The 25,276-nt window shown below is 62.1% G+C and carries 22 protein-coding genes; 10 read left to right on the top strand and 12 right to left on the bottom strand.

Going from position 1 to position 25,276, the window contains the following annotated elements; translation table 11 throughout:
- Positions 1-72: 72 nt before the first annotated feature.
- The 4 genes from HU767_RS09945 to HU767_RS09930 are packed head-to-tail and all read right to left on the bottom strand — an operon-like array spanning position 73 to position 4,466.
- Positions 73-1,236 (bottom strand): DUF4350 domain-containing protein, encoded by a 1,164-nt coding sequence (locus HU767_RS09945; protein WP_186729427.1) that lies wholly within the window; start codon positions 1,234-1,236, stop codon positions 73-75.
- Positions 1,233-2,783 (bottom strand): DUF4129 domain-containing protein, encoded by a 1,551-nt coding sequence (locus HU767_RS09940; protein WP_186729426.1) that lies wholly within the window; start codon positions 2,781-2,783, stop codon positions 1,233-1,235. The genes HU767_RS09945 and HU767_RS09940 overlap by 4 nt, the downstream gene beginning before the upstream one ends.
- Positions 2,770-3,744, bottom strand: a complete 975-nt coding sequence (locus HU767_RS09935; RefSeq protein ID WP_186729425.1) for a stage II sporulation protein M — start codon at positions 3,742-3,744, stop codon at positions 2,770-2,772. The genes HU767_RS09940 and HU767_RS09935 overlap by 14 nt, the downstream gene beginning before the upstream one ends.
- A complete protein-coding gene (locus HU767_RS09930) occupies positions 3,741-4,466 on the bottom strand; it encodes an RDD family protein (RefSeq protein ID WP_186729424.1) in 726 nt (241 codons plus the stop codon). Before HU767_RS09930 ends, HU767_RS09935 begins: the two co-directional genes overlap by 4 nt.
- Positions 4,467-4,836: 370 nt before the next feature.
- Here HU767_RS09930 and sbcB point away from each other — a divergent pair, with 370 nt between their 5' ends.
- Positions 4,837-6,273, top strand: a complete 1,437-nt coding sequence (gene sbcB / locus HU767_RS09925; RefSeq protein ID WP_186729423.1) for an exodeoxyribonuclease I — start codon at positions 4,837-4,839, stop codon at positions 6,271-6,273.
- A gap of 84 nt (positions 6,274-6,357) precedes the next feature.
- Here sbcB and mvaT read toward each other — a convergent pair whose 3' ends face one another.
- Positions 6,358-6,735: a histone-like nucleoid-structuring protein MvaT gene (mvaT, locus tag HU767_RS09920; RefSeq protein WP_003205091.1), complete on the bottom strand. Its 378-nt coding sequence runs from the start codon at positions 6,733-6,735 to the stop codon at positions 6,358-6,360.
- 306 nt (positions 6,736-7,041) lie between these two features.
- On the opposite strand from mvaT, the gene purU reads away from it, so the two are divergent.
- Together purU and HU767_RS09910 are read left to right on the top strand one after the other, a co-directional pair.
- Positions 7,042-7,890, top strand: a complete 849-nt coding sequence (gene purU / locus HU767_RS09915) for a formyltetrahydrofolate deformylase (protein WP_003178545.1) — start codon at positions 7,042-7,044, stop codon at positions 7,888-7,890.
- Positions 7,891-8,123: 233 nt separating this feature from the next.
- Positions 8,124-8,297 carry a hypothetical protein gene (locus tag HU767_RS09910; protein WP_186729422.1) on the top strand — a complete coding sequence of 58 codons (174 nt, stop codon included), beginning with the start codon at positions 8,124-8,126 and terminating at the stop codon, positions 8,295-8,297.
- A gap of 4 nt (positions 8,298-8,301) precedes the next feature.
- Here HU767_RS09910 and HU767_RS09905 read toward each other — a convergent pair whose 3' ends face one another.
- The 3 genes from HU767_RS09905 to HU767_RS09895 are packed head-to-tail and all read right to left on the bottom strand — an operon-like array spanning position 8,302 to position 11,199.
- Positions 8,302-9,297 carry a lysylphosphatidylglycerol synthase transmembrane domain-containing protein gene (locus HU767_RS09905; RefSeq protein WP_186729421.1) on the bottom strand — a complete coding sequence of 332 codons (996 nt, stop codon included), beginning with the start codon at positions 9,295-9,297 and terminating at the stop codon, positions 8,302-8,304.
- Positions 9,294-10,061 carry a DUF2334 domain-containing protein gene (locus tag HU767_RS09900; protein ID WP_186729420.1) on the bottom strand — a complete coding sequence of 256 codons (768 nt, stop codon included), beginning with the start codon at positions 10,059-10,061 and terminating at the stop codon, positions 9,294-9,296. Before HU767_RS09900 ends, HU767_RS09905 begins: the two co-directional genes overlap by 4 nt.
- Before the next feature lie 16 nt (positions 10,062-10,077).
- A complete protein-coding gene (locus HU767_RS09895) occupies positions 10,078-11,199 on the bottom strand; it encodes a glycosyltransferase family 1 protein (RefSeq protein WP_186706373.1) in 1,122 nt (373 codons plus the stop codon).
- Positions 11,200-11,512: 313 nt separating this feature from the next.
- Between HU767_RS09895 and HU767_RS09890 the strand changes: the two genes are divergently transcribed.
- Positions 11,513-13,000, top strand: coding sequence for a helicase HerA-like domain-containing protein (locus HU767_RS09890; RefSeq protein WP_186729419.1), 1,488 nt, complete (start codon positions 11,513-11,515; stop codon positions 12,998-13,000).
- A gap of 272 nt (positions 13,001-13,272) precedes the next feature.
- Here HU767_RS09890 and HU767_RS09885 read toward each other — a convergent pair whose 3' ends face one another.
- The gene (locus tag HU767_RS09885) at positions 13,273-13,728 is read right to left on the bottom strand and encodes a DciA family protein (protein ID WP_186706370.1); all 456 of its coding nucleotides are present in this window, start codon (positions 13,726-13,728) and stop codon (positions 13,273-13,275) included.
- A 307-nt stretch (positions 13,729-14,035) separates the two neighbouring features.
- On the opposite strand from HU767_RS09885, the gene secA reads away from it, so the two are divergent.
- The 4 genes from secA to HU767_RS09865 all read left to right on the top strand — a co-directional run bounded on the left by secA (position 14,036) and on the right by HU767_RS09865 (position 19,847).
- Positions 14,036-16,771 (top strand): preprotein translocase subunit SecA, encoded by a 2,736-nt coding sequence (secA, locus tag HU767_RS09880; protein ID WP_186729418.1) that lies wholly within the window; start codon positions 14,036-14,038, stop codon positions 16,769-16,771.
- A 119-nt stretch (positions 16,772-16,890) separates the two neighbouring features.
- Positions 16,891-18,108 carry a bifunctional glutamate N-acetyltransferase/amino-acid acetyltransferase ArgJ gene (gene argJ / locus HU767_RS09875; RefSeq protein ID WP_186729417.1) on the top strand — a complete coding sequence of 406 codons (1,218 nt, stop codon included), beginning with the start codon at positions 16,891-16,893 and terminating at the stop codon, positions 18,106-18,108.
- 165 nt (positions 18,109-18,273) lie between these two features.
- Positions 18,274-18,906: a glutathione S-transferase family protein gene (locus tag HU767_RS09870; protein WP_186729416.1), complete on the top strand. Its 633-nt coding sequence runs from the start codon at positions 18,274-18,276 to the stop codon at positions 18,904-18,906.
- The gene (locus HU767_RS09865; protein ID WP_186706366.1) at positions 18,903-19,847 is read left to right on the top strand and encodes a Nudix family hydrolase; all 945 of its coding nucleotides are present in this window, start codon (positions 18,903-18,905) and stop codon (positions 19,845-19,847) included. Before HU767_RS09870 ends, HU767_RS09865 begins: the two co-directional genes overlap by 4 nt.
- A gap of 147 nt (positions 19,848-19,994) precedes the next feature.
- On the opposite strand, the gene HU767_RS09860 is transcribed toward HU767_RS09865, so the two are convergent.
- Genes HU767_RS09860 through HU767_RS09850 form a run of 3 tightly spaced genes read right to left on the bottom strand, consistent with a single transcriptional unit; the run spans position 19,995 to position 23,578 of the window.
- Entirely contained in the window at positions 19,995-20,576 is a 582-nt protein-coding gene (locus tag HU767_RS09860) for a cob(I)yrinic acid a,c-diamide adenosyltransferase (protein ID WP_186729415.1), read from the bottom strand.
- A 2-nt stretch (positions 20,577-20,578) separates the two neighbouring features.
- A complete protein-coding gene (locus HU767_RS09855; RefSeq protein WP_186706364.1) occupies positions 20,579-22,615 on the bottom strand; it encodes a HAMP domain-containing sensor histidine kinase in 2,037 nt (678 codons plus the stop codon).
- Positions 22,616-22,660: 45 nt separating this feature from the next.
- Positions 22,661-23,578, bottom strand: coding sequence for a putative 2-dehydropantoate 2-reductase (locus HU767_RS09850; protein ID WP_186729414.1), 918 nt, complete (start codon positions 23,576-23,578; stop codon positions 22,661-22,663).
- A gap of 142 nt (positions 23,579-23,720) precedes the next feature.
- On the opposite strand from HU767_RS09850, the gene HU767_RS09845 reads away from it, so the two are divergent.
- Positions 23,721-24,206: a YajQ family cyclic di-GMP-binding protein gene (locus HU767_RS09845; protein ID WP_003205057.1), complete on the top strand. Its 486-nt coding sequence runs from the start codon at positions 23,721-23,723 to the stop codon at positions 24,204-24,206.
- A gap of 144 nt (positions 24,207-24,350) precedes the next feature.
- Positions 24,351-25,193: a mechanosensitive ion channel family protein gene (locus HU767_RS09840; protein ID WP_186706361.1), complete on the top strand. Its 843-nt coding sequence runs from the start codon at positions 24,351-24,353 to the stop codon at positions 25,191-25,193.
- Positions 25,194-25,276: the final 83 nt, after the last annotated feature.

Below are 25,276 nucleotides of genomic sequence, written 5' to 3'. Positions count from 1 at the left end.
AAATACTGGGTTTGACGATACCGTACGATAGATTATTTCCGCTGTTTTTGCGGATTTTTCTGCGGAAAGAATCTATAAGGCATTCCTAAGAGTTTGCAAATGGGCGACCTGGCGGCAGAACTCGGCGCCGGACATCCGCTGCTTCGGCCGTGGGCTCAAGGCCTGGCTGATGGCCCGCGTCGGTTGTCGGGTCAGGCGGGCGAGGACCTGCCATTGTTCGGCGACGGCCAGTTGTTCGAAACCTGGGTGAAGGTGGCGTGCCCGGCGCAGCACGTCTTGCTGCAAGGTGTGCAACAGGTGCTGCTGGCCGTTGTGGCGCAGGTGGAAACCGGCGCTGGCCTGCACGTGTTCTTCCAACTGGCGCCGCGCCTTGGAGGCGGGTGGTTGCAGCGGGCCATGGCGCACCGCCGAATGCCAGAACCACAGGGCAACCAGGGCCAGCAGTGCCACCAGCGCTTGGGGGAAATAGCGCAGCAACAGGGTCAGCAGGTCGTCGTGGTCGGTATTGAACAGCAGCGTGACGTCCGTGTCGGCGCTCAAATACCAGAGCAGCCAGGCGTTGTCGTACTGGTCGATCGCATCGTTCTTCCACAGCTCGGCATCGGTGAGCACGGTGATCGAGCCCAGGCCGAGGGTCAATTGCATCATGTGGGTCGACGACGCGCTGTTGGCCCAGGCCTGGGCCAGGTTATGCGGGTCTTCGAGGTGAAAGTCGGTGTCGAAGCTGATATAGGCCGGCGCCTCTTCGTCTTCCAGGTAGAGCTTGGTCAGTTCGGGGAAGCGGTCCTTGATCAGTTCGGGCGCGGGTTCCTTGAGGTCCTTGCTCAGGAATTGGCGCAGGCGCACGCGGTCGAGCAGCAGGTCGCCGCTGCTGCCGGCGCTGTCGTCCCACAAGGCTTCGGCCACGAAGAGCAAGCGCCCGCCGGCCCGGGTCCAGTTCATCAACCGGTCGACTTCCCGGGGCGTCATGTGGGTGCGCTCGCCCAGCAACAGCAGGCTGTGCTGGCGAGGCTCCAGGGTGGGCAATACATCCAGGCTGTTGGCGTGTTCGACGTTGATGCCCCGCTGGCGCAGGAAATGCTCGGCGGCCAGGTAAGGGTTGGCCTGGGCTTCGGGAGAAGGGCCGTGCTCGACGACCTCTTCATAGGGCACGGCTTTGGCGTAGAGATAGAAGCCGAATGCGCACACCACGGCGGCCAGCACGGCGCCGATCAGCCACCCCGCGTGCCGGCTCATCGAGACGCTCCCGGACCGAACAGCCCGCGCCAGCCGTCACACAATTCCTGTTGCAGGTGGGTCGGCGGTGGGCGATGCCCGTAGGCAATGTTTTGCCAATGCAGCGTCAGGGCTTTGCTGAAGCCCAGCAGCTCGTCCTGCTTGAGCTGTTCGACGCGTTGCAGCACCTGGCCTTCGGTGTCGGACGGTTTCAAGGGGATCTTGAAGTCATGATGCAACCGGCTGAGCAGTGCTCGGTATAGCAGGCCCAGGGCTTCACGGGGTTGCGTGGCCCACAGTTGTTCGACGCTGGCGGCGATGTCGGCCGGCAGGCTTTCTTCACGGATATCCAGGCCGAACATGCGTGCCGGCGCCGCTCGTTCCACGGGCAGGCGTGGCGTTGGTCGGCGATTGACCAGGGCCTTGAGCCGCTCCCGATAGTGCCAGGCCAGCCAGACGATCGCGCCTATCAAGCAGGCCCACAGCGCGATCTGGATCAGCGCCGCGGCGATGTCGAAGCGTTGGCCGCCGAGCCATTTGAACAGGGCCTTGAGCCAGCTCGGTTTGGCCTCGGTCTCTTCGGTCTCCTTGGCGGGTTCAGCGGTGTCTTCGCCGAAACGATAACGGGTGACGGTCTCGGAGTTCTTGAAGGGCGGAGCGTCGAGGATCGCCTCGATGCCGTCTCGGGAGGCTTCGCTGGTGAGGGGCTGGTTGAGCAGCCGCGGGCTGTCGGGGCCGTTGGCGTCCTCAGCGGCAAACGCTGGGGGCGCCAATGGCAGCATCACCAGGGCCAGGAGCAACAACACCGGGGCTACGCCGCTCAGCCGTTGGCGCAGGCGCCGGAACACCAGTTCGATGTCCCACGCTTCGAGGATCGTGCGCCGGTTCAGGTAGAGGCTGAAGCCGCAGGCGACGTACACCGGTTCCCACAAGATCAGCAGCAGCGGATACAGGAAGTTGACCAGGTGCTCGAACCACAACCAGTCGTGTTCGGCTGCGGACACCAGCGTCTCCCAATCCCATTGCAGTTCGACTTGTTGCGGCACGAACAGGTAGAACAGCGCCATCAGGCCGAACCACAGGGCGGTTTCCAGGTGCATGCCGATGATGGTCAACCATTGCGAAGCGCCGCGATTACGTTGCAGCAATACCCGTATGCGTTGCTCCCGCGCTTCACCGGCGAGCCCTTCGAGTTGCACCACCGGCAGCAGGAAACTGCGGCTCAGGCTCAGCCGGCGCCAGGTCAGGCTGGCCAGCAACTGGGGTTTGAGCAGCGCTGGCCATTGGCGCAAGGCCTGCCTCAAGGTCGGGGTTTCGCCAAACAACGCCTTGGACAGAATGTACAAGGGCAAACGGTCAAAGGCCGGCTTCAGCCACCAGAACAGCATCACCACCAGGGACGGTGAATCCCACAGCAGCAGGGTCAGCAACAGGTACACCGGCAACGTGATGATCGCCCAACTGGTCATCAGCAGGCGTCGATGCTGCTGGCTCATCAATATGCCAAGGTCCATGGCTTCCCAGGTGGTGCGTGGGCGGATGACGACGGTGGCATCACTCAGGCGCATGGCGGACCCGTCCGGCAAACGACAGATAGCTGATCACCAACAGCCACAACAACGCGCCCACCGTGTATTTGGTGGCGGGCGTCACGGCGCTGGAGGACCAGTAGGCCTCGATGAACGCGGCGATGAGCAGGAACAGCATCACGCCACCGATCATCAGCACGCTTTTGCCCGCCGCGAGTCGCAAGGCCTCGCCCCGGGTCAGGCGTCCCGGCGCGATCAAGGCCCAGCCCAATTGCAGGCCCGCGGCGCCGGCCAGGGCGATGGCGGTGAGTTCGAAGGCGCCGTGGCCGATCACGAACGACCAGAATGTTCCCCCCGAGCCGATCTGGGTCAGGTGCCCGGCCACCGCGCCGATGGTCAGGCCATTGAAAAGCAGGAAGAACGCGCTGCCGAGTCCAAACATCAAGCCACTGGCGAAGGTCTGAAAGGCAATGCCGATGTTGTGCATGATGTAGTAGCCGAACATGACCCAGTCTTCGCTGGCGGCCCGTTCGACCGAGCGCCCCAGGTGCCCGGAGGCGGGGTCATACATGCTGCGGATCTGGCTGATTTCGTCGGCGCCCAGCACGCTGTAGACCAGTTCCGGAAACAGATAGACCAGCAGCCCGATGCCCACCAGGCTGCCGAGGAACATCAGGCTGGCGGCCAGCACAAAGCGCCATTGTTCACGCACCAGGCGAGGGAAACCGACCAGGATGAAGGCCGAGAGGCTGGCCGAGGGGCGGCTGCGATCCCGGTAGAGTTGCTGATGACCGCGCAGCGCCAGTTGTTGCAGGGTGTCGACCAGCAAGCTGCTGTAGCCCCGGGCCTGGGCCAGTGCCAAGTGATGGCAGAGCCGTCGATAGGCGGCGGGGAAATCACCGCTCTGGGGTACGTTGCGGCTGCGCTCCAGTTGATCGAGTTGCCGGGACAGGTGCTCCCATTCGCTTTGGTGGCGGCTTTCGAACAGGCTTTGCTTCATGTCGGCCCCAACAAGCCACGGGCGATGCCATTGAGCTCGGCGGTGGCGTTCGGCCCTTGGACGTTCAGTGGCGCGGCCAGGATCGCCGCCAGTTCGTTGACCCGCGCCCGGGACAGATCTGCCTGGCGTTCGGCGAAGCCCAGCACGGCGCGTTGTTCATGCAAGTTCAGGGTGAAAGGCGTGCGTATCGGCGGGGCCATGGGCAATGCGGGGCGTTTGACCGGTTGTTCGCGATACACCACCAGCGTGCCGGCCGCGAGATCGCCCAAGCGCTTGAACGCCGGATGCTGCAGGCAGCAAATGGCCCCGAAGGTGTAGCCGAAGGGCAGCATGTCGACGAAACGCAGCAGGTTGCGGATCAACGACGCCGACCAGCCGATGGGCCGGCCATCGTCCTGCACCACGCGCAGCCCCATGATCTGCTTGCCGGGAGAGCGCCCCTGGTTGAGCACCTCGAACAGCACCATGTACCACCAACTGACGACAAACAGCAGGATGGAACCCAGGCCGAGCCCCAGCTCACCGAAAAATGCCAGGACCAGGAAGAAAAAACCCAGGACCAGCCCGCGTATGCCCAGGTCGATGGCGAAGGCGATTGCACGCGGCATCAACCCCGCCGGGCGCAGCGGCAGGTCGATACCTTCCGGCGTTTCAACCTGATAACGCGTGTCCAGGGGCGCGGGCAGCGTCGCGTTCCTTTGCAGTGCTGGTGTCTCGAGCATGGGCAACCTGTGATGGGCCAGACCGAATGTTCAATCTCGGCCCCGATGCTAGCAGTCTTCGCGCGGGCAAACGATAGAACTGTGTGGGTCATTTCATGGTTTGCAACAGGATTGGGAGGGCGAACACGGTCTGTACCTCCATGCCGGGATTGCACTCGCAGGCACCGCAGACCAACTGTGGGAGCGGGCTTGCTCGCGAAAGCGGTGTGCCAGCTTGCATTGATGTTGAATGTATCGCCGTCTTCGCGAGCAAGCCCGCTCCCACACAGATCCACTATCCCTGGTATTAGTCTTCAAAAGTTACAGCACTGCTGGTCGCAGGCGGGTTCGAGCGCCTAGACTTCGCCAGTCTTCAGTTCAGGAACAGCCCGTGACTTCCATCTTCTGGTACGACTACGAAACCACCGGCATCAACCCGCGTTGCGACCGGCCCTTGCAGGTGGCGGGTATCCGTACCGACTTCGAGCTCAATGAAATCGACGAACCGGTGAACCTGTATTGCCGGCCCAGCGATGACATCCTGCCGCATCCGGCGGCCTGTGCCATTACCGGCATCACCCCGTCATGCCTGGCGGAAAAAGGCTTGAGCGAAGCCGATTTCATGACCCGTGTCCACGACCAACTGGCCGCGCCCGGTACCTGTGGCGCCGGCTACAACACCCTGCGCTTCGACGATGAAATGACCCGCTACAGCCTCTATCGAAACTTCTTCGACCCGTACGCGCGGGAATGGCAGGGCGGTAACAGTCGCTGGGATTTGATTGACCTGGTGCGCGCGGCCTATGCGCTGCGCCCACAAGGCATTGTCTGGCCGCAGGAAGACGGTCGCGTCAGCCTCAAGCTCGAACGCCTGACCGCCGCCAACGGCATCGATCATGGCCAGGCCCACGATGCGTTGTCGGACGTGCGTGCGACCATCGCCCTGGCTCGCCTGATCCGCCAGCAGCAGCCCCGGCTCTACGACTGGCTGTTCCAGCTGCGCAGCAAACAGAAGGTGATGGACCAGATTCGCCTGTTGCAGCCGATGGTGCATATTTCCGGGCGCTTTTCGGCGGCGCGCAACTACATCGGCGTGGTCCTGCCCCTGGCCTGGCATCCGAAAAACCGCAACGCCCTGATTGTCTGCGACCTGCATTTGGACCCCCAGGGCTTGTTGGACCACGACGCCGACAGCCTGCGCCAACGGTTGTATACCCGCCGTGAAGAGTTGCTCGAAGGTGAGCTGCCAGTGCCGCTCAAGCTTATCCATATCAACAAATGCCCGGTGGTCGCGCCGCTGTCGGTGCTGCGCGTCGAGGACCAGCAACGGCTGGCGCTGGACATGGAGGGTTACCAACAGCGGGCATTGCGACTTACTGACGCACAGAAAGTTTGGCAAGATAAACTTCAGGCTATTTATGGCCGCGAAGATTTCACCGCCAGCGAGGATCCCGAGCAACAGTTATACGCAGGCTTCTTGGGCGACCGCGATCGGCGTTTATGTGAACAAGTGCGCATGGCGGACCCGGCGCAGTTGGCTCAAGAGCGCTGGCCTTTCGATGATGAGCGTCTGCCGGAACTATTGTTCCGATATCGCGCACGCAACTTTCCAGACACCTTGGATCCCGAAGAGCAGGGGCGTTGGAGACTTTTCTGTCAACAACGTCTGTCCGCCCCGGAATGGGGAGCGCCTAATACCTTGCAAAGTTTTGACGAGGCGATGGGAGAGTGGCTGGGCCTGTCGACACCCATGCAGCGAGAAGTACTCATGGAATGGCAAGGCTACAGCCAGCAATTGCGCAAACGTTTAAGCCTTGAGTCGCAATGAATTGAAAAGATGACAGGCATAAAAAAACGCCAGCAATCGCTGGCGTTTTTTTTGTTCGCAAAGAAGCATGCGACGCGGTGAGGCTTAGCCCAGCAGGGTTGCCCAGCCTTCCACCACGTCACCGCCCCACTTGGCTTTCCACTCTTTCAGCGTTTTGTGGTTGCCACCTTTGGTTTCGATGACTTCGCCGTTGTGCGGGTTCTTGTATTGCTTAACTTTGCGAGCGCGCTTGGTGCCAGTAGTTTTGACGGCGCCACGTGGCGCTTTGCTCGACTTGGCTTCTGGATCCAGCAGGGCAATGATGTCACGCAGCGACTTGGAGTATTCGCCCATCAGCGTGCGCAGTTTGCCTTCGAATTCCAGCTCGGTTTGCAGTTTGTCGTCTTGCGACAGATTTTTCAGGCGAGCTTGCAGTTCTTTGATGGCTTCTTCTGTGGCGCGGTATTCATTGATCAAGGACATGTGGACTACCTTATGTAGGACGCGGGTGACAAGGAGACAGTGCGGCAATAGTAATCAGACAGTTTCATCAAGTAAACATTTAACCGGTGTTTTATTTAATTAATTAGTGCTGCGCCACAAAAATGCCTGTTGCAGTTAAATACCGTGACAGTGTCTTCACATCTATTCACACATATAGCCTGCCTTGCCAGGCCTCGCCGGCCATGGCCTGGGGCGGTCGCCCAGGCTCCGGCGTGTCATCGATACTGCAGTTTTGCCGCGCAATGGCTAGAATGGCCGCCTTTGCGAAGTTCTGGAGTTTCCCTAATGCGCACTTTTCGTCTGGTGATTGCTTGCCCGGACCGCGTCGGCATCGTTGCTAAAGTCAGTAACTTTCTGGCGTCCCATAACGGCTGGATCACCGAAGCGAGCCATCACTCGGACAATCAAAGCGGTTGGTTTTTCATGCGTCACGAGATCCGTGCCGACTCGCTGCCCTTCGGTATCGAAGCCTTCCGTGAAGCGTTCGCACCCATTGCCGAAGAGTTCTCGATGGACTGGCGCATCACCGACACCGCGCAGAAAAAGCGCGTGGTGCTGATGGCCAGTCGTGAGTCTCACTGCCTGGCTGACCTGTTGCACCGCTGGCACAGCGATGAGCTCGATTGCGACATCGCCTGTGTGATCTCCAACCATGATGACTTGCGCAGCATGGTGGAGTGGCACGGCATCCCGTACTACCACGTGCCGGTCAACCCGCAAGACAAGCAGCCGGCATTCGCCGAAGTCTCGCGGTTGGTCAAGCAGCACGACGCCGAAGTAGTGGTGCTGGCCCGCTACATGCAAATCCTGCCGCCGGCGTTGTGCAGCGAGTACGCCCATAAAGTCATCAACATCCACCACAGTTTCCTGCCGTCGTTCGTCGGTGCCAAGCCGTACCACCAGGCCTCGATGCGTGGTGTGAAGCTGATTGGCGCCACCTGCCACTACGTGACCGAAGAGCTGGACGCCGGCCCGATCATCGAGCAGGACGTGGTGCGCGTCAGCCACAGCGACAGCATCGAAGACATGGTGCGTTTCGGCCGTGACGTCGAGAAAATGGTGTTGGCCCGTGGCCTGCGTTATCACTTGGAAGACCGGGTGCTGGTGCACGGCAACAAGACCGTGGTCTTCTGACTACACTTCGAAGGGCCTGGACGAGTGATCGCCAGGCCTTTTTATTGACTAAAGAACAACGATGCCCCGTGGCGAGGGAGCTTGCTCCCGCTGGGCTGCGAAGCAGACCCAAAACCATTCAACACCGTGCACCGGGGAAAAGAGTAGGCAGGCTTTACGACTGCTGCGCAGCAGAGCGGGAGCAAGCTCCCTCGCCACAGTGATTCATACCGCTCAAGGAGCAACGCTGCGCCATGATCGATCCATTGGACAAAGCCACCTCCAAGGCCCCAACCACACTGGGCGAAGGCTGCCTCAGCCGCTACGATCCTGACGCATTGAGCCCGGAGGACGGCACCGAGTTTCCCGACGCCGCGCAATTGTGGGAGCAACTGCATCCCCAGGACGAGGCCGAACAAAAGCCGTGACCGGTCAGGCTTGCCTGAGCCTGATCAGCCTCTTGATCAACGGCCGCCCGACCATCAGGAAAAACACCGGCCCGCCGGCCACCAGGTAAAAGTAATAGGTCACCGCCCGCCAGATCAGGATCGCCGCCGCCGCGGTGGACTTGCCCACCATGGGCGCCAGCAGCGCCGCCGAGGTCAGTTCGGCCGCCCCGGCACCACCCGGCAGCAGGCTGAACTGTCCCGCGCTCAAGGACAGCATCTGGATCAGGAAACTCCACGCCCACTGCAAGTCCGCCCCCAGTCCCTTCAAGGCCAGGTACAACACGCTGTAGCGCAGCGCCCAATGCAGGCAGGTCAGGCCGAAGACCTGGAACAGGGTCCGTCGCGGCAATTTCAAGGTGTCGGTGAACGCCGCGAGGAAGTTCAGGATCTTGCGGCCCCAGCGTCGGCGGGTGGCGGTCTTTACCCGCAAGTGCCGCAGCACGCGGGCGCCCAGCAGGATCAATCGACGGTGATAACGGGCCACCAGGACGCAGCCGAACAGCCCGCCAAACAATGAAATCGCGCTCAACGCCAGCATCCATTCCAGGCGCTGGCTGAGGTTCTGGAACAGCGCGTAGAACAGAATGCCCACCAAGGCGCAGAGGAAGAACAGCAAGTCGCTCAACTGATCCATGGCGAACACCGCGCTGCCATGGGCCGGGCGCACGCCGTTACGCGCCAGCAGGGCCATCAGCGTCAGCGGGCCGCCACTGCCGCCGGGCGTCGCGCACATGGCGAACTCGGTGGACATCACCACGCCCATGCTTTTCCACCGGCCGATGCGTCCACGGTATTCACCCAGCAACAGGCGCAAGCGTACGGAGTTCAAGCCCCAGCACAGCACGATCATGCCGAGCATGGCCAGCAGCAGCGACAAGGGAAAACGCTGCACCCGCGACCACATTTCCCCGCCGCCGACCAGCAGCGGCACCAATAGCGCCGTGAGCAGCGCGGCACCCAGCCAGATCAGCCGTTTCATGCGGCGCTACGGGCCAGTAGCCCCTGGGTCGCCAGCCAGCCGACCTTGGTCATCGGCACGCGACCGTCATTGAGCAAGCGTTCGAGGGTGCGCAGCCAATAGTCGCGGGAAAATCCGTGGCGCATGTCCACCGGGTGCAAGCCAAGGCGAATCACCGGGGCCTGGCGCCAGCGCTGTTCACGCTGGTCGCTGATGACTTTCGACAGGCCACGGCGCCAGGCGCTGCGGGCACTCCAGACCAGGCCCGGCGCGTCGATGGCGGTGAAGTCGGGCAGGCGATAGAGGTGTTGGGTATCGCTGGTGTAGCTCAGCGGCAACTGGCGCAACGCCCGGCGCGTGCCTTCGCTCATCAGCCAGGCCGGGGCCACGAAACCTTCCAGCGGCCAGTGGTAACGCTCAAAGGTGTCGATCCCGGCGCGCAGGCGGGCGAGGGCGGCTTGCTCGGACAGATTGTAGAACTCCCCTTCGTGGGTATAGACCCGGCGCATGAACCAGTCCTTGGGGTGACGGGCAGCAGGGCCATCGTCGCAATGGTAGTAGCCATGCAACACCAGCTCATCGCCGCGCTCCACCCGGCTGTCGAGCAGGCGCCGAAAGCCGGGGTGAGCCTCCAAGGCATTGTTGCGGTGAAAGTCCGGCACCACCAGCCAGGTCATCGGCACCTGGCCGAGGGCATCGACGGCCTCGACGAAGGGCTGGTAATCGGGCCAGGTTTGCGGTGCCACGTCGTGCAGCACCAATAGAACACTGGGCGAGGAACTCATCGACACGGACCTCGCCTCAACCATTGGCCAGCAGCGGCAGCTGTTCGCCGAGCACGGCGTGGTAATGCCCCAGCAAACTGTTGACCACGGTATCCCAGGCGTAATGCCGTTCCACATGCCGGCGCGCCAGTGTGCCACGGCGCTGGCAGCCTTCGGCAAACAGTTGCCGCACGGCATTGGCCATGGCCTGCGGGTTGTTGGGCGTGCACAGCAACCCGCAGTCCTCTTTGACGATTTCGGTGAAGGCCCCGGCCGCCACCGCCACCACGGGAATACCGCTGGCCATGGCTTCGAGGATCACCAGGCCGAAAGTCTCCTGGTCGCCGGCGTGCAACAGGGCATCGGCGCTGGCCATGAGCCGGGCGACTTGCGGCGCTGGGCAGAATTCATCGACCACCGTGACGTTGTCCGGCACCACGGCGGGCATCGACGAGCCCACCAGCAACAGGTGATAGCGCTCGCCCAGGCGTTTCATGCACTTGAGCAGCACCGGCAGGTTTTTTTCCTTGGAGCCGCGACCGGCGAAAATCAGCAGGCGCGTGTCTTCGGCAATGCCCAGCTCGGCCCGCAGTTCCGGGTCGCGGGCGGCGGGGGTGAAGGTTTGCAGGTCGACGCCCAAGGGTTGCACGAAGACGTTCTTGACCCCCAGCCCGGTCAGTTTGTCGGCCATGACCTGGCTTGGCGCCAGGACCCGGTCGAAATTGCCATATAACTTGCTGACGTAGGCTTCGATGTTGGGCGTGAACCAGTTGCCCATGCGGTTGCTCACCAACAGTGGCAGGTCGGAGTGATAGAAGCCGATGACGGGCACGTCGAGCTGACGACGGGCATCCAATGCGGCCCAGGCGGTGAGGTACGGATCGCCAACCTCGATCAGGTCCGGCTGCAGATCGCGCAGGACATTGCGCCAGGGCGCCAGGCGAAGGGGAAAGCGATAGCCCTTGCCGAACGGCAGCGCAGGGGCCGGAACCTTGTAGATTCCGTCGTGCTCGCTCAAATGCGCGCCGGGAATCAACAGGCTGTGACGAATACCGGGCCGATCGCCCAGGCGCCGGTGCTTGGCATCCAGGTAAGTGCGCACGCCTCCGCTGGCAGGGGCGTAGAACATGGTTATGTCCGCGATATGCACGATGAACATCCCTCCGGTCTGTGTTCTCCTGTGTTGACCTTTAGTAAGAATAGATGTTCGGTTGGGGTTGTGGTGACGTAGCGGTCATGCAAATGAATATGTGGCGAGGGAGCTTGCTCCCGCTGGACCGGGCTGGCGCTCCAGTGCGAAGCGCTCCCAAGATTTTGGGGCCGCTGCGCAGCCCAGCGGGAGCAAGCTCCCTCGCCACATGAGTGCGGTCAAATGTGGTTTTTATTTCCAGCGCCAGGGCCTTAATGCCCCAGGCATGCTTTTATATAAGCGTGCAAAATGGCGTCATATCGCAAACACCACGGGTGACCACATGCCTGACTCATCGCAACTCGTTATTGGCGCCGACCTCAGCGGCCAGCCCATCGGCCAGGCCATGCGCCTGGCGAACCGCCATGGCCTGGTGGCGGGCGCCACCGGTACCGGCAAGACCGTCACCTTGCAGCGCCTCGCGGAAATGTTCAGCGATGCCGGCGTGGCGGTGTTCGCGGCGGACATCAAGGGCGACCTGTGCGGCCTCGGCGCGGCGGGCAACCCTCAGGGCAAGATCGCCGAGCGTATCGCGGGCATGCCCTGGCTCGATCACAAACCCCAGGCTTATCCGGTGACCTTGTGGGATATCCACGGCCAGTCCGGTCATCCGCTGCGCACCACCTTGAGTGAAATGGGCCCGTTGTTGATCGGCAGCCTGTTGGAACTGACGGACAGCCAGCAATCGGCGCTCTATGCCGCGTTCAAGGTTGCCGATCGCGAGGGCCTGTTGCTGCTGGACCTCAAGGACCTGAAGGCGCTGCTCAATCACCTCAAGGACAATCCCGAGTTGCTGGGGGACGACGCGGCGCTGATGACCACCGGCTCCAGCCAGGCGCTGCTGCGGCGCTTGTCCACCTTGGAGCAGCAGGGCGCGGACGCGTTGTTCGGCGAGCCGGCCTTGCAGCTCGAAGACATCCTGCAACCGGCCAGCGATGGCCGCGGCCGCATCCACTTGCTCGATGCCAGCCGCCTGGTCCACGAAGCGCCAAAGGTCTACGCGACGTTCCTGCTGTGGCTGCTGGCCGAGCTGTTCGAGCAATTGCCCGAGCGCGGCGATGCGGACAAGCCGCTGCTGGCGCTGTTCTTCGACGAGGCGCACTTGCTTTTTGCCGGTACGCCCAAGGCTTTGCAGGAGCGCCTGGAGCAAGTGGTGCGGCTGATCCGCTCCAAGGGCGTGGGGGTGTATTTTGTGACCCAGTCGCCCGGCGACTTGCCGGACGACGTGCTGGCGCAATTGGGGTTGCGCATCCAGCACGGGTTGCGAGCCTTCACGGCCAAGGAACAGAAATCCCTGCGGGCGGTGGCCGACGGTTTCCGGCCCAACCCGCAGTTCGATGCCTTGTCGGTGTTGACCGAACTGGGCATCGGTGAAGCCCTGGTGGGCACCTTGCAGGAAAAAGGCACGCCGGAAATGGTCCAGCGCGTGCTGGTGGCGCCGCCGCAATCGCGGATCGGGCCATTGAGCGAGGCCGAGCGCGCCGGGCTGATCGCCAGTTCAGCGTTGCAAGGGCGCTACGACAAGCCGATTGATCGCGAGTCGGCCTATGAGGTGCTGATGGGGCGCAAGGGGCTGGAACCCCAGGCCGAAGCGGTACCGAGCAAGCCGGCGGCTGAAGCGCCCAGCTTCACCGAACAAGCCGGCGAGTTCCTCGGCACGGCGGCTGGCCAGGCACTTAAATCGGCGATGCGCCAGGCGGCCAATCAATTGGGCCGGCAGTTGGTGCGTGGGTTGATGGGGTCGTTGCTGGGGGGCAGCAAGCGCCGGTAGTCAGGACCGAGTCGCGGCCATCGCGAGCAGGCTCGCTCCCACAGTGGATCGATGTCGTACGCAAAATGTGCGTCCGCTGAAGATCCCCTGTGGGAGCGGGCTTGCTCGCGAAGGCGATCTGGCAGGCGAAAAATAGGCTGACTGACCTGCCGCTATCGCGAGCAGGCTCGCTCCCACAAGGGATCGGCGTCTTACACGAAATAGGTGTCCGCCGCAGATCCCCTGTGGGAGCGAGCCTGCTCGCGATAGCTATCTAACAACCGCCGAAAATCTCAACCCTTGGGCCTGGCATGGGCAGCCAACCGTTCCAGCGCCGCCCGCAGGTTGGGATCGCTGATGCCGTCCGCCGTGGCCTGGATGGTCGCGGCGGCGTCGGTGGACAAGTCTAGCGTATGCCCCTTGGCGCCGACCTGGACAGTAGGCGGTTGGACCTTGAACAGGATCCGCGTCAGGTTGGCGAATTCTTCGAACGCCTGGAGTTGGCGCAGCAAGCGTTTTTGCTGGTAGCGCAGGCGCGTGGCCCAGTGGCCGTCGGTGACAATCAGCAACAAGCTGCCTTCGCGCCACGACGCTACGTGGCAATGTTCGCGCGCGGCCGGTTGCAACTGGCTGTCCAGCAGGCGCTGCAGGTGGCCCAGGCGCCGGGCGTGGCCGAAGATGGCTTTCAGCGGCTTAGCTTCGCGCAGCAGAACGGCGGGTGCCTTGGCTGGAAGAGGGCGAAAGGCCATGAATGAATACCGCAAATGACAGAGGCGCCATGGTAGCAGAAAGCGCCGGATGCGCCTCGACCCTCTCGCCCAGCGGCTTTTAGCTGCACAATCAATGAGTAACTTCTGCGCCTTCCGGGTTGAAGTTCGCGCAAAAGCCCTTATTTTAGTGTGGCCCCGTCACAGCGCTGTGCCAGCATCGTGGAATAACGCCACTTTCCTCTCCATCGTTTCCGGGTAGAATGCTCGTTCGCATGCGGCCATGAGGGCTGCACGGGCGACTCATGGGGCCGCCCTCCATCCCTTTAGTGTGGAAGATCCTGCCGATATGTTTGCGCCTTTGTTAAAGAAACTTTTTGGAAGCAAGAACGAGCGTGAAGTCAAGCGCATGCTCAAGACGGTACAGACTGTCAATGCCTTCGAAGAGCAAATGGTGGCCCTTTCGGACGATCAGTTACGCGCCAAGACTGCCGAATTCAAGGACCGCATCGCCAAGGGGGAAACCCTTGACCAGCTCCTGCCCGAAGCCTTTGCGGTCGCCCGTGAAGCCGGCAAACGGGTCATGGGCATGCGCCACTTCGACGTTCAGTTGATCGGCGGCATGACCTTGCACGAAGGCAAGATCGCTGAAATGCGTACCGGTGAGGGCAAGACCCTCGTGGCGACCCTGGGCGTCTACCTCAATGCCTTGTCCGGCAAGGGCGTGCACGTGGTGACGGTCAACGACTACCTGGCCCGCCGCGACGCCAACTGGATGCGCCCGCTCTACGAATTCCTCGGCCTGACCGTCGGCGTCGTCACGCCGTTCCAGCCGCCGGAAGAGAAGCGCGCCGCCTATGCCGCCGACATCACCTACGGCACCAACAACGAATTCGGGTTCGACTACCTGCGCGACAACATGGCGTTCAGCATGGAAGAGAAATTCCAGCGTGAACTCAACTTTGCCGTGATCGACGAAGTCGACTCCATCCTCATCGACGAAGCCCGTACCCCGCTGATCATTTCCGGTCAGGCCGAGGACAGCTCCAAGCTGTACATCGAGATCAACAAACTGATCCCGCAGCTCAAGCTGCACGTCGAGGAAGTCGAAGGCGAAGTGACCCAGGCCGGGCACTACACCGTTGACGAGAAGACCCGCCAGGTCGAACTCAACGAGGCCGGTCACCAGTTCATCGAGGAAATGCTCACCCGCGTCGGCTTGCTGGCTGAGGGCGAGAGCTTGTACTCGGCCCATAACCTGGGCCTGCTGACCCACGTCTATGCCGGCCTGCGTGCCCACAAGCTGTTCCATCGCAACGTCGAATACATCGTGCAGGACGGCCAGGTCGTGCTGGTGGACGAGCACACCGGCCGTACCATGCCGGGCCGTCGCCTGTCCGAGGGCCTGCACCAGGCCATCGAAGCCAAGGAAGGCCTGAACATCCAGGCCGAGAGCCAGACCCTGGCCTCGACCACCTTCCAGAACTACTTCCGCCTGTACAACAAGCTGTCCGGCATGACCGGTACCGCGGACACCGAAGCGTTCGAATTCCACCAGATCTATGGCCTGCAAGTGGTGGTGATTCCGCCGAACAAGCCGCTGGCTCGTAAAGACTACAACGACCTGGTGTTCCTGACCGCCGAAGAGAAGTACGCGGCGATCATCAACGACATCAAGGAAGGCATGGCCCAGGGCCGTCCGATCCTGGTGGGTACCGCCACCATCGAGACCTCCGAGCGCATGTCCGCCTTGCTCAACAAGGAAGGCATCGAGCACAAGGTCCTCAACGCCAAGTTCCACGAGAAGGAAGCCGAGATCATCGCCCAGGCTGGTCGCCCGGGTGCGCTGACCATCGCCACCAACATGGCCGGTCGTGGTACCGACATCCTGCTGGGCGGCAACTGGGAAGTGGAAGTCGCCAGCCTGGAAAACCCGACGCCTGAGCAGATCGCGCAGATCAAGGCCGACTGGCAGAAGCGTCACCAGCAGGTGCTCGAGTCCGGCGGTTTGCAGGTGATCGCGTCCGAGCGTCACGAATCCCGTCGCATCGACAACCAGCTGCGTGGCCGTGCCGGTCGCCAGGGCGACGCCGGTTCCAGCCGTTTCTACCTGTCCTTGGAAGACAGCCTGATGCGCATCTTCGCCTCTGACCGGGTGAAGAACTTCATGAAGGCCCTGGGCATGCAGCCAGGCGAGGCGATCGAGCACCGCATGGTGACCAACGCCATCGAAAAGGCCCAGCGCAAGGTCGAAGGCCGCAACTTCGATATCCGCAAGCAATTGCTCGAGTTCGACGACGTCAACAACGAACAGCGTAAAGTGATCTATCACATGCGTAACAGTTTGTTGGCCGCCGACAACATTGGCGAAACCATCGCCGATTTCCGCCAGGACGTGCTCAACGCCACCGTCAGCGCCCACATCCCGCCGCAATCGCTGCCGGAACAGTGGGACGTCGCTGGCCTGGAAGCCGCCTTGCAGAGCGATTTCGGCGTGGCCTTGCCGATCCAGCAATGGCTCGACGAAGACGATCACCTGTACGAAGAAACCCTGCGCGAAAAACTGCTGGCCGAACTGATCGCCGCCTATAACGAGAAGGAAGACCAGGCGGGGGCCGAGGCCCTGCGTTCCTTCGAGAAGCAGATCGTGCTGCGGGTGCTGGACGACTTGTGGAAAGACCACCTGTCGACCATGGACCATCTGCGCCACGGTATCCATTTGCGTGGTTACGCCCAGAAGAACCCGAAGCAGGAGTACAAGCGCGAGTCCTACACGCTGTTCTCCGAGTTGCTCGATTCGATCAAGCGCGACTCGATCCGTGTGCTGTCCCACGTTCAGGTTCGCCGCGAAGATCCGGCCGAAGAAGAAGCTCGCCTGCGCCAGGAAGCCGAAGCCTTGGCCGCGCGGATGCAGTTCGAACACGCCGAAGCCCCTGGCCTGGAAGTGGTCGCCGAAGAGGGCGTCGATGTGGATGTCGCCCTGGCGACCGCACCGGTGCGCAACGAGCAGAAGCTGGGCCGTAACGAACTGTGCTACTGCGGTTCGGGCAAGAAATACAAGCATTGCCACGGGCAGATCCAATAATCCCGTTTCAACGCTGAACGACCCGCGCCGCGACAAGAGTCTCTTGTCGCGGCGTTTTGCCATTTGATCAGTCGTCTTGATAAGGACGATGCTGAATACATTTATTAAGGAGCGCATTCATGGCTGTTGGTCTTGGTCCGTTGCCCACGTTGCACCCGGTTGCCGGTTTTGAACTCGGTATCGCTTCGGCCGGCATCAAGCGCCCCGGGCGCAAGGATGTCGTGGTCATGCGTTGCGCCGAAGGTTCGACCGTAGCGGGCGTGTTCACCCTCAACGCTTTCTGTGCCGCGCCGGTGATCCTGGCCAAGCAACGCGTGCAAGGGCCGGTGCGTTACCTGCTGACCAACACCGGCAACGCCAACGCCGGCACCGGCGCGCCAGGCCTGGCCGCCGCCGAGCGCACCTGCGCCAAGCTGGCTGAGCTGACCGGCGTCGACGCCAGCCAGGTGCTGCCGTATTCCACCGGAGTGATCGGCGAGCCGCTGCCGGTGGAGAAGATCGAAGGCGCGCTGCAAGCCGCCCTCGATGACCTGTCTGAAAACAACTGGGCCGCGGCCGCCACCGGCATCATGACCACCGACACCTTGCCCAAGGGCGCGAGCCGCCAGTTCGAGCACGATGGCGTGACCATCACCGTCACCGGCATCAGCAAGGGCGCCGGCATGATCCGCCCGAACATGGCGACCATGCTCGGCTACATCGCCACCGACGCCAAGGTCTCGCGCCAAGTGCTGCAAGACCTGATGCTCGACGGCGCCAACAAGTCGTTCAACCGCATCACCATCGACGGCGACACGTCCACCAATGACTGCTGCATGCTGATCGCCACCGGCCAGGCCAACCTGCCGGAGATCACCGAGGCCAGCGGTTCGTTGTTCGCCGCCCTGAAGCAGGCAGTGTTCGACGTGTGCATGGAAGTGGCCCAGGCCATCGTCCGTGACGGCGAAGGCGCGACCAAGTTCGTGACCGTGCAGGTCAACGGCGGTGGCAACCACCAGGAATGCCTGGATGTCGGCTACACCGTGGCGCACTCGCCGCTGATCAAGACCGCGCTGTTCGCCTCCGACCCGAACTGGGGCCGGATCCTTGCCGCCGTCGGCCGGGCCGGCGTGCCTGAGCTGGACGTGAGCAAGATCGACGTGTTCCTCGGTGAGGTCTGCATCGCCAGCCAAGGTGCGCGCGCTGCCACATACACCGAAGCCCAGGGCGCGGCGGTGATGCAGCAGGAAGAAATCACCATCCGTATCGAGTTGGGACGTGGGGATTGCAGCGAAACGATCTGGACGACTGATCTGTCGCACGAGTATGTGAAGATCAACGCCGAGTATCGGACGTAAACCGAGTTGTCCCATTCGCGAGCAAGCCCGCTCCCACAAGAGATTCGCGGGGTGACATAGAAAGTGTTTACACAACAAATTCCATTGTGGGAGCGGGCTTGCTCGCGAAGGCGGCCCGACAGACTCCACAGTTTTTTCTGATTGATCCACAAGAAAGGAATCCCCATGAGCCTGCACCTGATCATCGGCGACAAAGATCTCTCTTCCTGGTCCATGCGCGGCGCGCTCGCCCTGGCGCTGACCGGTGCGAAGTACACCGAAGAGTTGGTCAGGCTCGGCCAGCCGGATACCCGTGAAAAGCTGCTCAAATATTCAGCCACGGCCAAGGTCCCATTGCTCAAGACCGAATTCGGCGTGATCTCCGATTCCATGGCGATTGCCGAATACCTGGCCGAACAATTTCCCGAGGCCAATCTCTGGCCCAAGGACGTGGCTGCCCGGGCCCAGGCGCGCTCGGCCTGTGCGCAGATGCACAGCGGCTTTTTCGCCCTGCGCAACCATATGCCCATGGATCTGCTGCACGATGCGCCGCTGTCACCGATGCCATCCGACGTGCAGGCGGACATCCAGCGGATGCTGGCGTTGTGGGCCGAATGCCGTGCGGCGGCGACCGAAACCGGTCCTTACCTGTTTGGCCGCGTAAGCCTGGCCGATGCTTTTTTTGCCCCGATTGCCGTACGCTTGCGCACTTATCAAGTGGCACTGCCGGAGGTCGATGAGGCCTACGTCCAAACCCTATATCAATGGTCAGCGTTCAAGGCGTGGCAACAAGCTGGCCTGGAGGAAACTACGCGGTGAAACGAGTCCATGTGGCGGCGGCGGTGATCCGCGACGCTGCCGGCAAAATCCTCATTGCCCGACGGGCCGACACCCAACACCAGGGTGGCCTGTGGGAATTTCCTGGTGGCAAGGTCGAGGCCGATGAGTCCGTCGAGACGGCCCTGGCCCGCGAGCTTCATGAGGAACTGGGCATTGTCGTCGACGTTGCTCGGCCGTTGATCAAGGTGCGTCACGATTACCCGGACAAACAGGTGTTGCTGGACGTCTGGGAAGTTTCGGCGTTCAGTGGCGAACCCCATGGCGCCGAAGGTCAACCGTTGGCCTGGGTGACGGCCCGCGACCTGACGAATCATGAATTTCCAGCGGCCAACCAGCCGATCGTCGCGGCGGCCCGTTTGCCGGGTGAATACCTGATCACCCCGGAAGGCCTTGAGACGCCAGCCTTGCTGCGCGGCATGCAGAAGGCGATTGCCGGCGGGATCAAGTTGGTCCAGTTGCGTGCGCCTAATGGCTACGACCCGCAATACCGCGATCTGGCGGTGGATGCGGTGGGGTTGTGTGCCGGCAAGGCCCAACTGATGCTCAAGGGACCGTTCGAGTGGCTGGGGGATTTTCCTTCCGCGGGCTGGCACATTACCGCTGCGCAACTGCGCAAGCATGCGGCGGCCGGCCGACCGTTCGGTAAGGATCGCTGGCTGGCGGCTTCTTGCCATAACGCCGAGGAGCTGTCCCTGGCGCAGCAGATGGATGTGGACTTTGTCACCCTTTCGCCGGTGCAGCCGACCCAGACCCATCCCGATGCGCAGCCGTTGGGCTGGGCGGAGGCGGCGCGGTTGATCGAGGGCTTCAACCGGCCGGTCTATCTGTTGGGCGGGGTAGGGCCTGGCGAGCAGCAAAAAGCCTGGGAGGCCGGGGCGCAGGGTGTGGCGGGGATTCGGGCGTTTTGGCCTGAGGCTTGATGGTGTGGTGTGACTGCCGGCCTCTTCGCGAGCAAGCCCGCTCCCACAGTAGATTTCTGCCAGGTACAGAATGTGTGCCTGCCGCAGATCCCCTGTGGGAGCGGGCTTGCTCGCGAAGACGGCCTGACAGGCACTACACCTATCTGATCAATCCGCAGGCTTGGCCGCCGCCACCCAAAGCACCTCAGCCACCCCCTGCCGCCGGGCAATGACCCGCGCGGTCACGAACAGCAGATCCGACAACCGATTGATATAGGCCAGCCCCGGCCCGGCCAGCGGCTCCACCGCGTTCAATTGCTGGCAACGACGCTCGGCGCCGCGGGCCAGGGCTCGGCAGACGTGAGCTTGCGCGATCAAGGAAGAGCCGCCGGGCAGGATGAAGTTTTCCAGCGGCCCCAGTTCTTCATTCCACAGGTCAATCGCCGCTTCCAGCCGCTCGATTTCCGCCACGTTCAAGGCTTGGTACGCCGGCATCGCGAGCTCACCACCCAAGTCGAACAACCGGTGCTGACACGGCGCCAACACTGCGATGACTTCCTCCAGCGCCGGATGCCGGACGGACTCCTCGGCCAGTCCAGCCAGCAACAAGCCCAACTGGCTGTTCAGTGTGTCCACTTCGCCGATGGCCTCGACCCGTGGATGATCCTTTGCCACGCGGCGACCATCGCCCAACCCGGTTTCACCTTTGTCGCCGGTGCGGGTGTAAATCTTCGACAGGCGAAAGCCCATGCTCAGCGCTCCAGTTGTTTGTTTTCCTGGGCCACCATCGACGTGCCCGCCAGGGGCAGGCGCAGCGTGAAGCAGGTGCCTTGGCCCGGCGCCGACTGCACTTCCATCTGGCCCTTGTGGTTGTTGGTGATGATGAAATACGAGACCGACAGCCCAAGGCCGGTGCCCTGGCCGATCTCCTTGGTGGTGAAGAAGGGTTCGAAGGTGCGCTTGCGCACGTTCTCGCTCATGCCGATGCCGTTGTCCTCGACCTGGATTTCCGCCCACGGCGGATTCAACCGTGTGCGCAGGATAATGCGCCCGGGTTCGCTGTCGTCCTGGCGCTGATGAATCGCCTGGGCGGCGTTTTTCAGCAGGTTGAGCAGCACCTGTTCCAGTTCGTTGGCCGTGCCGGGCACCGGCCCCAGGTTCGGGTCGAACTGACGGATGATTGCCTGGCCCTTGAAGTCGAAGCCGATCGCCAGGTCGAAGTCGTTACCGGCGATCTCCACCGCCTGGTCGATCAGTGCGGGCAGGTCGCAAGGCGCCATTTGCCGGGTGCTGCGCCGGCTGAAACTGAGCATGTGGGTGACGATTTTCGCCGCCCGGGCGCCGGCTTGCTGGATGCCGTCGAGCAACTGCGGAATCTCGCGGCTTTCCAGGTAGCGGTTGACCACCGGCAATTCGATGCCCAACTGCTCGGCCTGTTCGAGGTTCTTTGGCAATTCCGGTGACAGCCGCCGACGGATGTTCTGCACGTTGTGCAGGATGGCGCCCAAGGGGTTGTTGATTTCATGGGCCATGCCTGCCGCGAGGCCACCGACCGAGAGCATTTTTTCCGATTGCACCATCATTTCTTCCAGCGACAGGCGCTGGGTGATGTCATCGATGCGGATCACCACGCCACGCCCGGCGCCGCCCATCAACGGGTAGAAGGTCAGGGCGTAATGCCGGGCTTCGTCGTCCTTGGTCCAGGTGACGCGTTCGATCTTGGCCACCGTGTGTTGCTCGACGGTCTGCTTGAGTTGGGGCAGGTACGGCTTGAGCGGTTCGAAGGCGAGGAAGATCGGCTGGTTCAAGGCCTCGTCCAGGCGCGTGCCGGAGAGGGCGCTGGCTTCCTGGTTCCATTGGGTCACGTAGAGTTGTTCGTCGAGGGCGATCAGCGCCGACGGCATGGAGTCGATGATGCTGTTGAGGTAGTTCTGGAAGCCCGTGAGTTTTTTCTCGATCTTGCTGCGCACCTGGACTTCCAGCTCCAGCTTGCGATTGGTATGGCGGGTTTCTTCCGCCAGGCCCTGGGCCTGGTCGTAGGCGGCCTGTGAGTCGTCCCGCGCGCGCTTGAGTTGCTGTTCCCGGGCTTCGATCCGCGACAGCATGGTATTGAACGCCTCGGCCAGGCTGCCGATTTCATCATGGTTGCCCCGGGCGGCGCGCAGGGCATAGTTTTCCTCGCGGGTAACCTGGCGTGACAGCTCTTCGAGCTGATGGATCGGCTGGGTGATCAGGCGTTTGATCTGTTGGGCAATGACCAGCCACAGCAACACGCTGAAGATCAGGATGCCAAGGCTGGCGGTCAGGGTGCCGGTGTAGAACGCCGTGGGCAATTCGCTGCTGGCCACCAGCAACAGGTGGCCAGGCTCGGTGCCGGGACGGGGCAGGGTAATGACCTTGTTACTGCGAAACTCACCCGCTTGCCAGGCTTGTATGTTGCGGTAATGGTCCGGCAGCTTGAGCTTTTCGCCCTGTTGCAGTTGTGCCAGGCGCTCGCCCTGGCCGTCGTACAGCGCCGCCGCCCGCAGCGGTGCATAACTGTTGAGCTCGTCGAGCAGGCGTTGGGCACTTTGGGGCGATTGCAGGGCCTCGGAGATCAGGCTCGGATTGGCGATCAGCCGGCCAATGGTCTGCAGGGCCTGGGGCGCCATGCTTTCCTGGGAAATGTAGTAGGCGGCGCTGATAAAGGTCAGGTTGGCCACCAGCAGGACAGTGGTCAACAACACCAACAGGGCGGCCAGCAGTTTCTGGCCGACCGGGAGGTTTTCAAGGCGCTGGCGCAATGGCATCAGACTCGTCGCTAAGAAGGAACACGAGGCCAGCGTAGCCGCTGCTCAGTCGCTGGGCAATCCGAGGTTGTCCAAGTGGGCAATCAGTCGCTGGCGCAGCTGTTGCAGATGCGGCACGCTCAGCTCATGGCGTTGGGCGACCTTGCAGGCGTAACCGAGTAAATAGCTGATTTCGGTGCGACGCCGATTGGCGACGTCCTGGTACATCGAGGAGTAATTGGCGGCCGTGGCCTGGATCACCCGTTCGACTTCCGGCTGCAAATCCTCGGCCGCCGCGGGCTGGCCGCAACGTTCGAGCAGGTCAGTGAGCTCCGCGCACAAGGTCGCGACTTCGCAGCGGTGTTCCTGCAAGCCACCGTTCTTGCAGTGATGCAGCACGGTCAGTGGATTGATTGCACAATTGAGCGCCAACTTGCGCCAGAGTCGGGTGAGGATGTCGGCGCTCCATTCGTGGGGAATGCCGGCGGCGGTCAGGTCGTCCAGCCAGAACGGCGCGACGGGGTGCGCCGGGTCGCCCAGCCAGGTATAGCCGTGGCCGGCGAACACCACGCGCCAGTCACCGTCGCGGAACGCGCCTTCGGTGCTGGAGGCGCTGATGCAACGGGCCTGGGGCACACAGTTGGCCACCGCGTCCTGGCTGCCGAGGCCGTTTTGTAGCAGGATCAGTTCCGATTCGGCGCCCAGGCGATGGGCCACCGAATTCACGGCTGCTTCTGCGTCGTAGGCTTTGCAGGCGAGCAGCAGGCGCTTGATGGGCGCCGGGCTGTCCGCCGTTTCGCCCGGCACCGGGTAGCACTGCGCCTGGCCTTGTTCCACCAGGGTCAGGCCGCCGGCGTTGCGGTAGGCCTGCAAGCGCGCTTCGCTGCGCAGCACCAACCGCACTGGCAACCCGGCCCGGGCCAGGCGCGCGGCCCACAACGTGCCGAGACTGCCGGCCCCGAGGACATGCCAAGTGGTCGACATCAGTTTTTTGCTCGGATTGATGCAGGCATCGGAGGGCTCGCAGTGTCGGCAGGAAAAGAGCCGTTATAATGAGCCCGATTTTAACCACAAGCCAAGCGCGCGCCGTTGATACTGGCGCGCCTTTTTATTTGGAGAACACTACATGCCGTCATTCGACGTGGTATCCGAACTGGACAAGCACGAAGTCACCAACGCGGTTGAAAACGCCGTCAAGGAACTCGACCGTCGTTATGACCTCAAGGGCAAGGGCAGTTTCGAGTTCAAGGAAAAAGACCTGACCGTGAACCTGACCGCCGAGGCCGACTTCCAGCTCGAGGCGATGATCGAGATCCTCAAGCTGGCGCTGGTCAAGCGCAAGATCGATGTGCAGTGCCTTGAAGTCAAGGACGCCTATGCCTCGGGCAAGTTGATGAAGCAGGAAGCCGTGCTCAAGGAAGGCATCGACAAGGAACTGGCCAAGAAGATCGTCGCTCACATCAAGGACGCCAAGCTCAAGGTACAAGCCGCCATTCAGGGCGAGCAGGTGCGGGTCACCGGCAAGAAACGTGACGACTTGCAAGAAGCCATTGCGGCACTGCGCGGCAAGGAATTCGGCATGCCCCTGCAATTCAATAATTTCCGCGACTGATTTCGGATTTTCGCGGTTACCGTGGCGAGGGAGCTTGCTCCCGCTTGGGTGCGCAGCACCCATCAATAGGGCCGCTACGCAGCCCAGCGGGAGCAAGCTCCCTCGCCACACAATGCCGCGTACAACAGGAATAAGGAGAATTAGATGGACTTGAACGCTGAAGTGGACAACCTGGTCAAGGCTTCCCAGACCTGGATTCCCATGATCATGGAATACGGCAGCCGCGTGCTGCTGGCCGTCATCACCCTGGCCATCGGCTGGTGGCTGATCAACAAAGTGACGCAGAAACTGGGTGCGCTGCTGGCCCTGCGTAACGCCGACCTGGCCCTGCAAGGGTTTATCAGCACCCTGGCCAACATCATCCTGAAGATATTGCTGATCGTTAGCGTCGCTTCGATGATTGGTGTGGAAACCACTTCGTTCGTCGCCGCCATCGGTGCCGCCGGCCTGGCGATTGGCCTGGCCTTGCAAGGCAGCCTGGCGAACTTCGCCGGTGGCGTGCTGATCCTGCTGTTCCGTCCGTTCCGCATCGGTGACTGGATCGAAGCCCAGGGCGTGGCTGGTACGGTCGACAGCATCCAGATTTTCCACACGGTGTTGCGCACCGGTGACAACAAGACCGTCATCGTACCCAACGGTAATCTCTCCAACGGCATCATCACCAACACCAACCGCCAGCCGACCCGCAAAGTCGTGTTCGATGTCGGCGTGGACTACCAGGCCGACCTGCAAAAGGCCCGGGAAGTGTTGCTTGAGTTGGCCAAGGATGAACGCGTGCTGGCGGATCCGGCGCCTGAAGCAGTGATTTCCACCTTGGGCGACAGTGCGATTACGGTGTCGTTGCGTATTTGGGTCAAGACCGCGGACTACTGGAACGTCATGTTCATGCTCAATGAGCTGGCGCGGGATCGCTTGAAGGACGCGGGCATTGATATTCCGTTTCCACAACGAGTGATTCGGGTGGTTCAGGAAGGGCCGGCGCAATAACGACTTGAATATAACTTGGCACTGGAGTCAGGTTATATTTAGTTAGCTTGCTATTTAATAAGTTGCGTTAAAGCTGACATTGC

The organism is Pseudomonas sp. SWRI179 (assembly GCF_014268705.1).
GTDB classification, from domain to species: domain Bacteria; phylum Pseudomonadota; class Gammaproteobacteria; order Pseudomonadales; family Pseudomonadaceae; genus Aquipseudomonas; species Aquipseudomonas zanjanensis.
The sequence above is the reverse complement of the archived record's forward strand: the minus strand, read 5'-3'. Positions and strand labels throughout refer to the sequence as shown.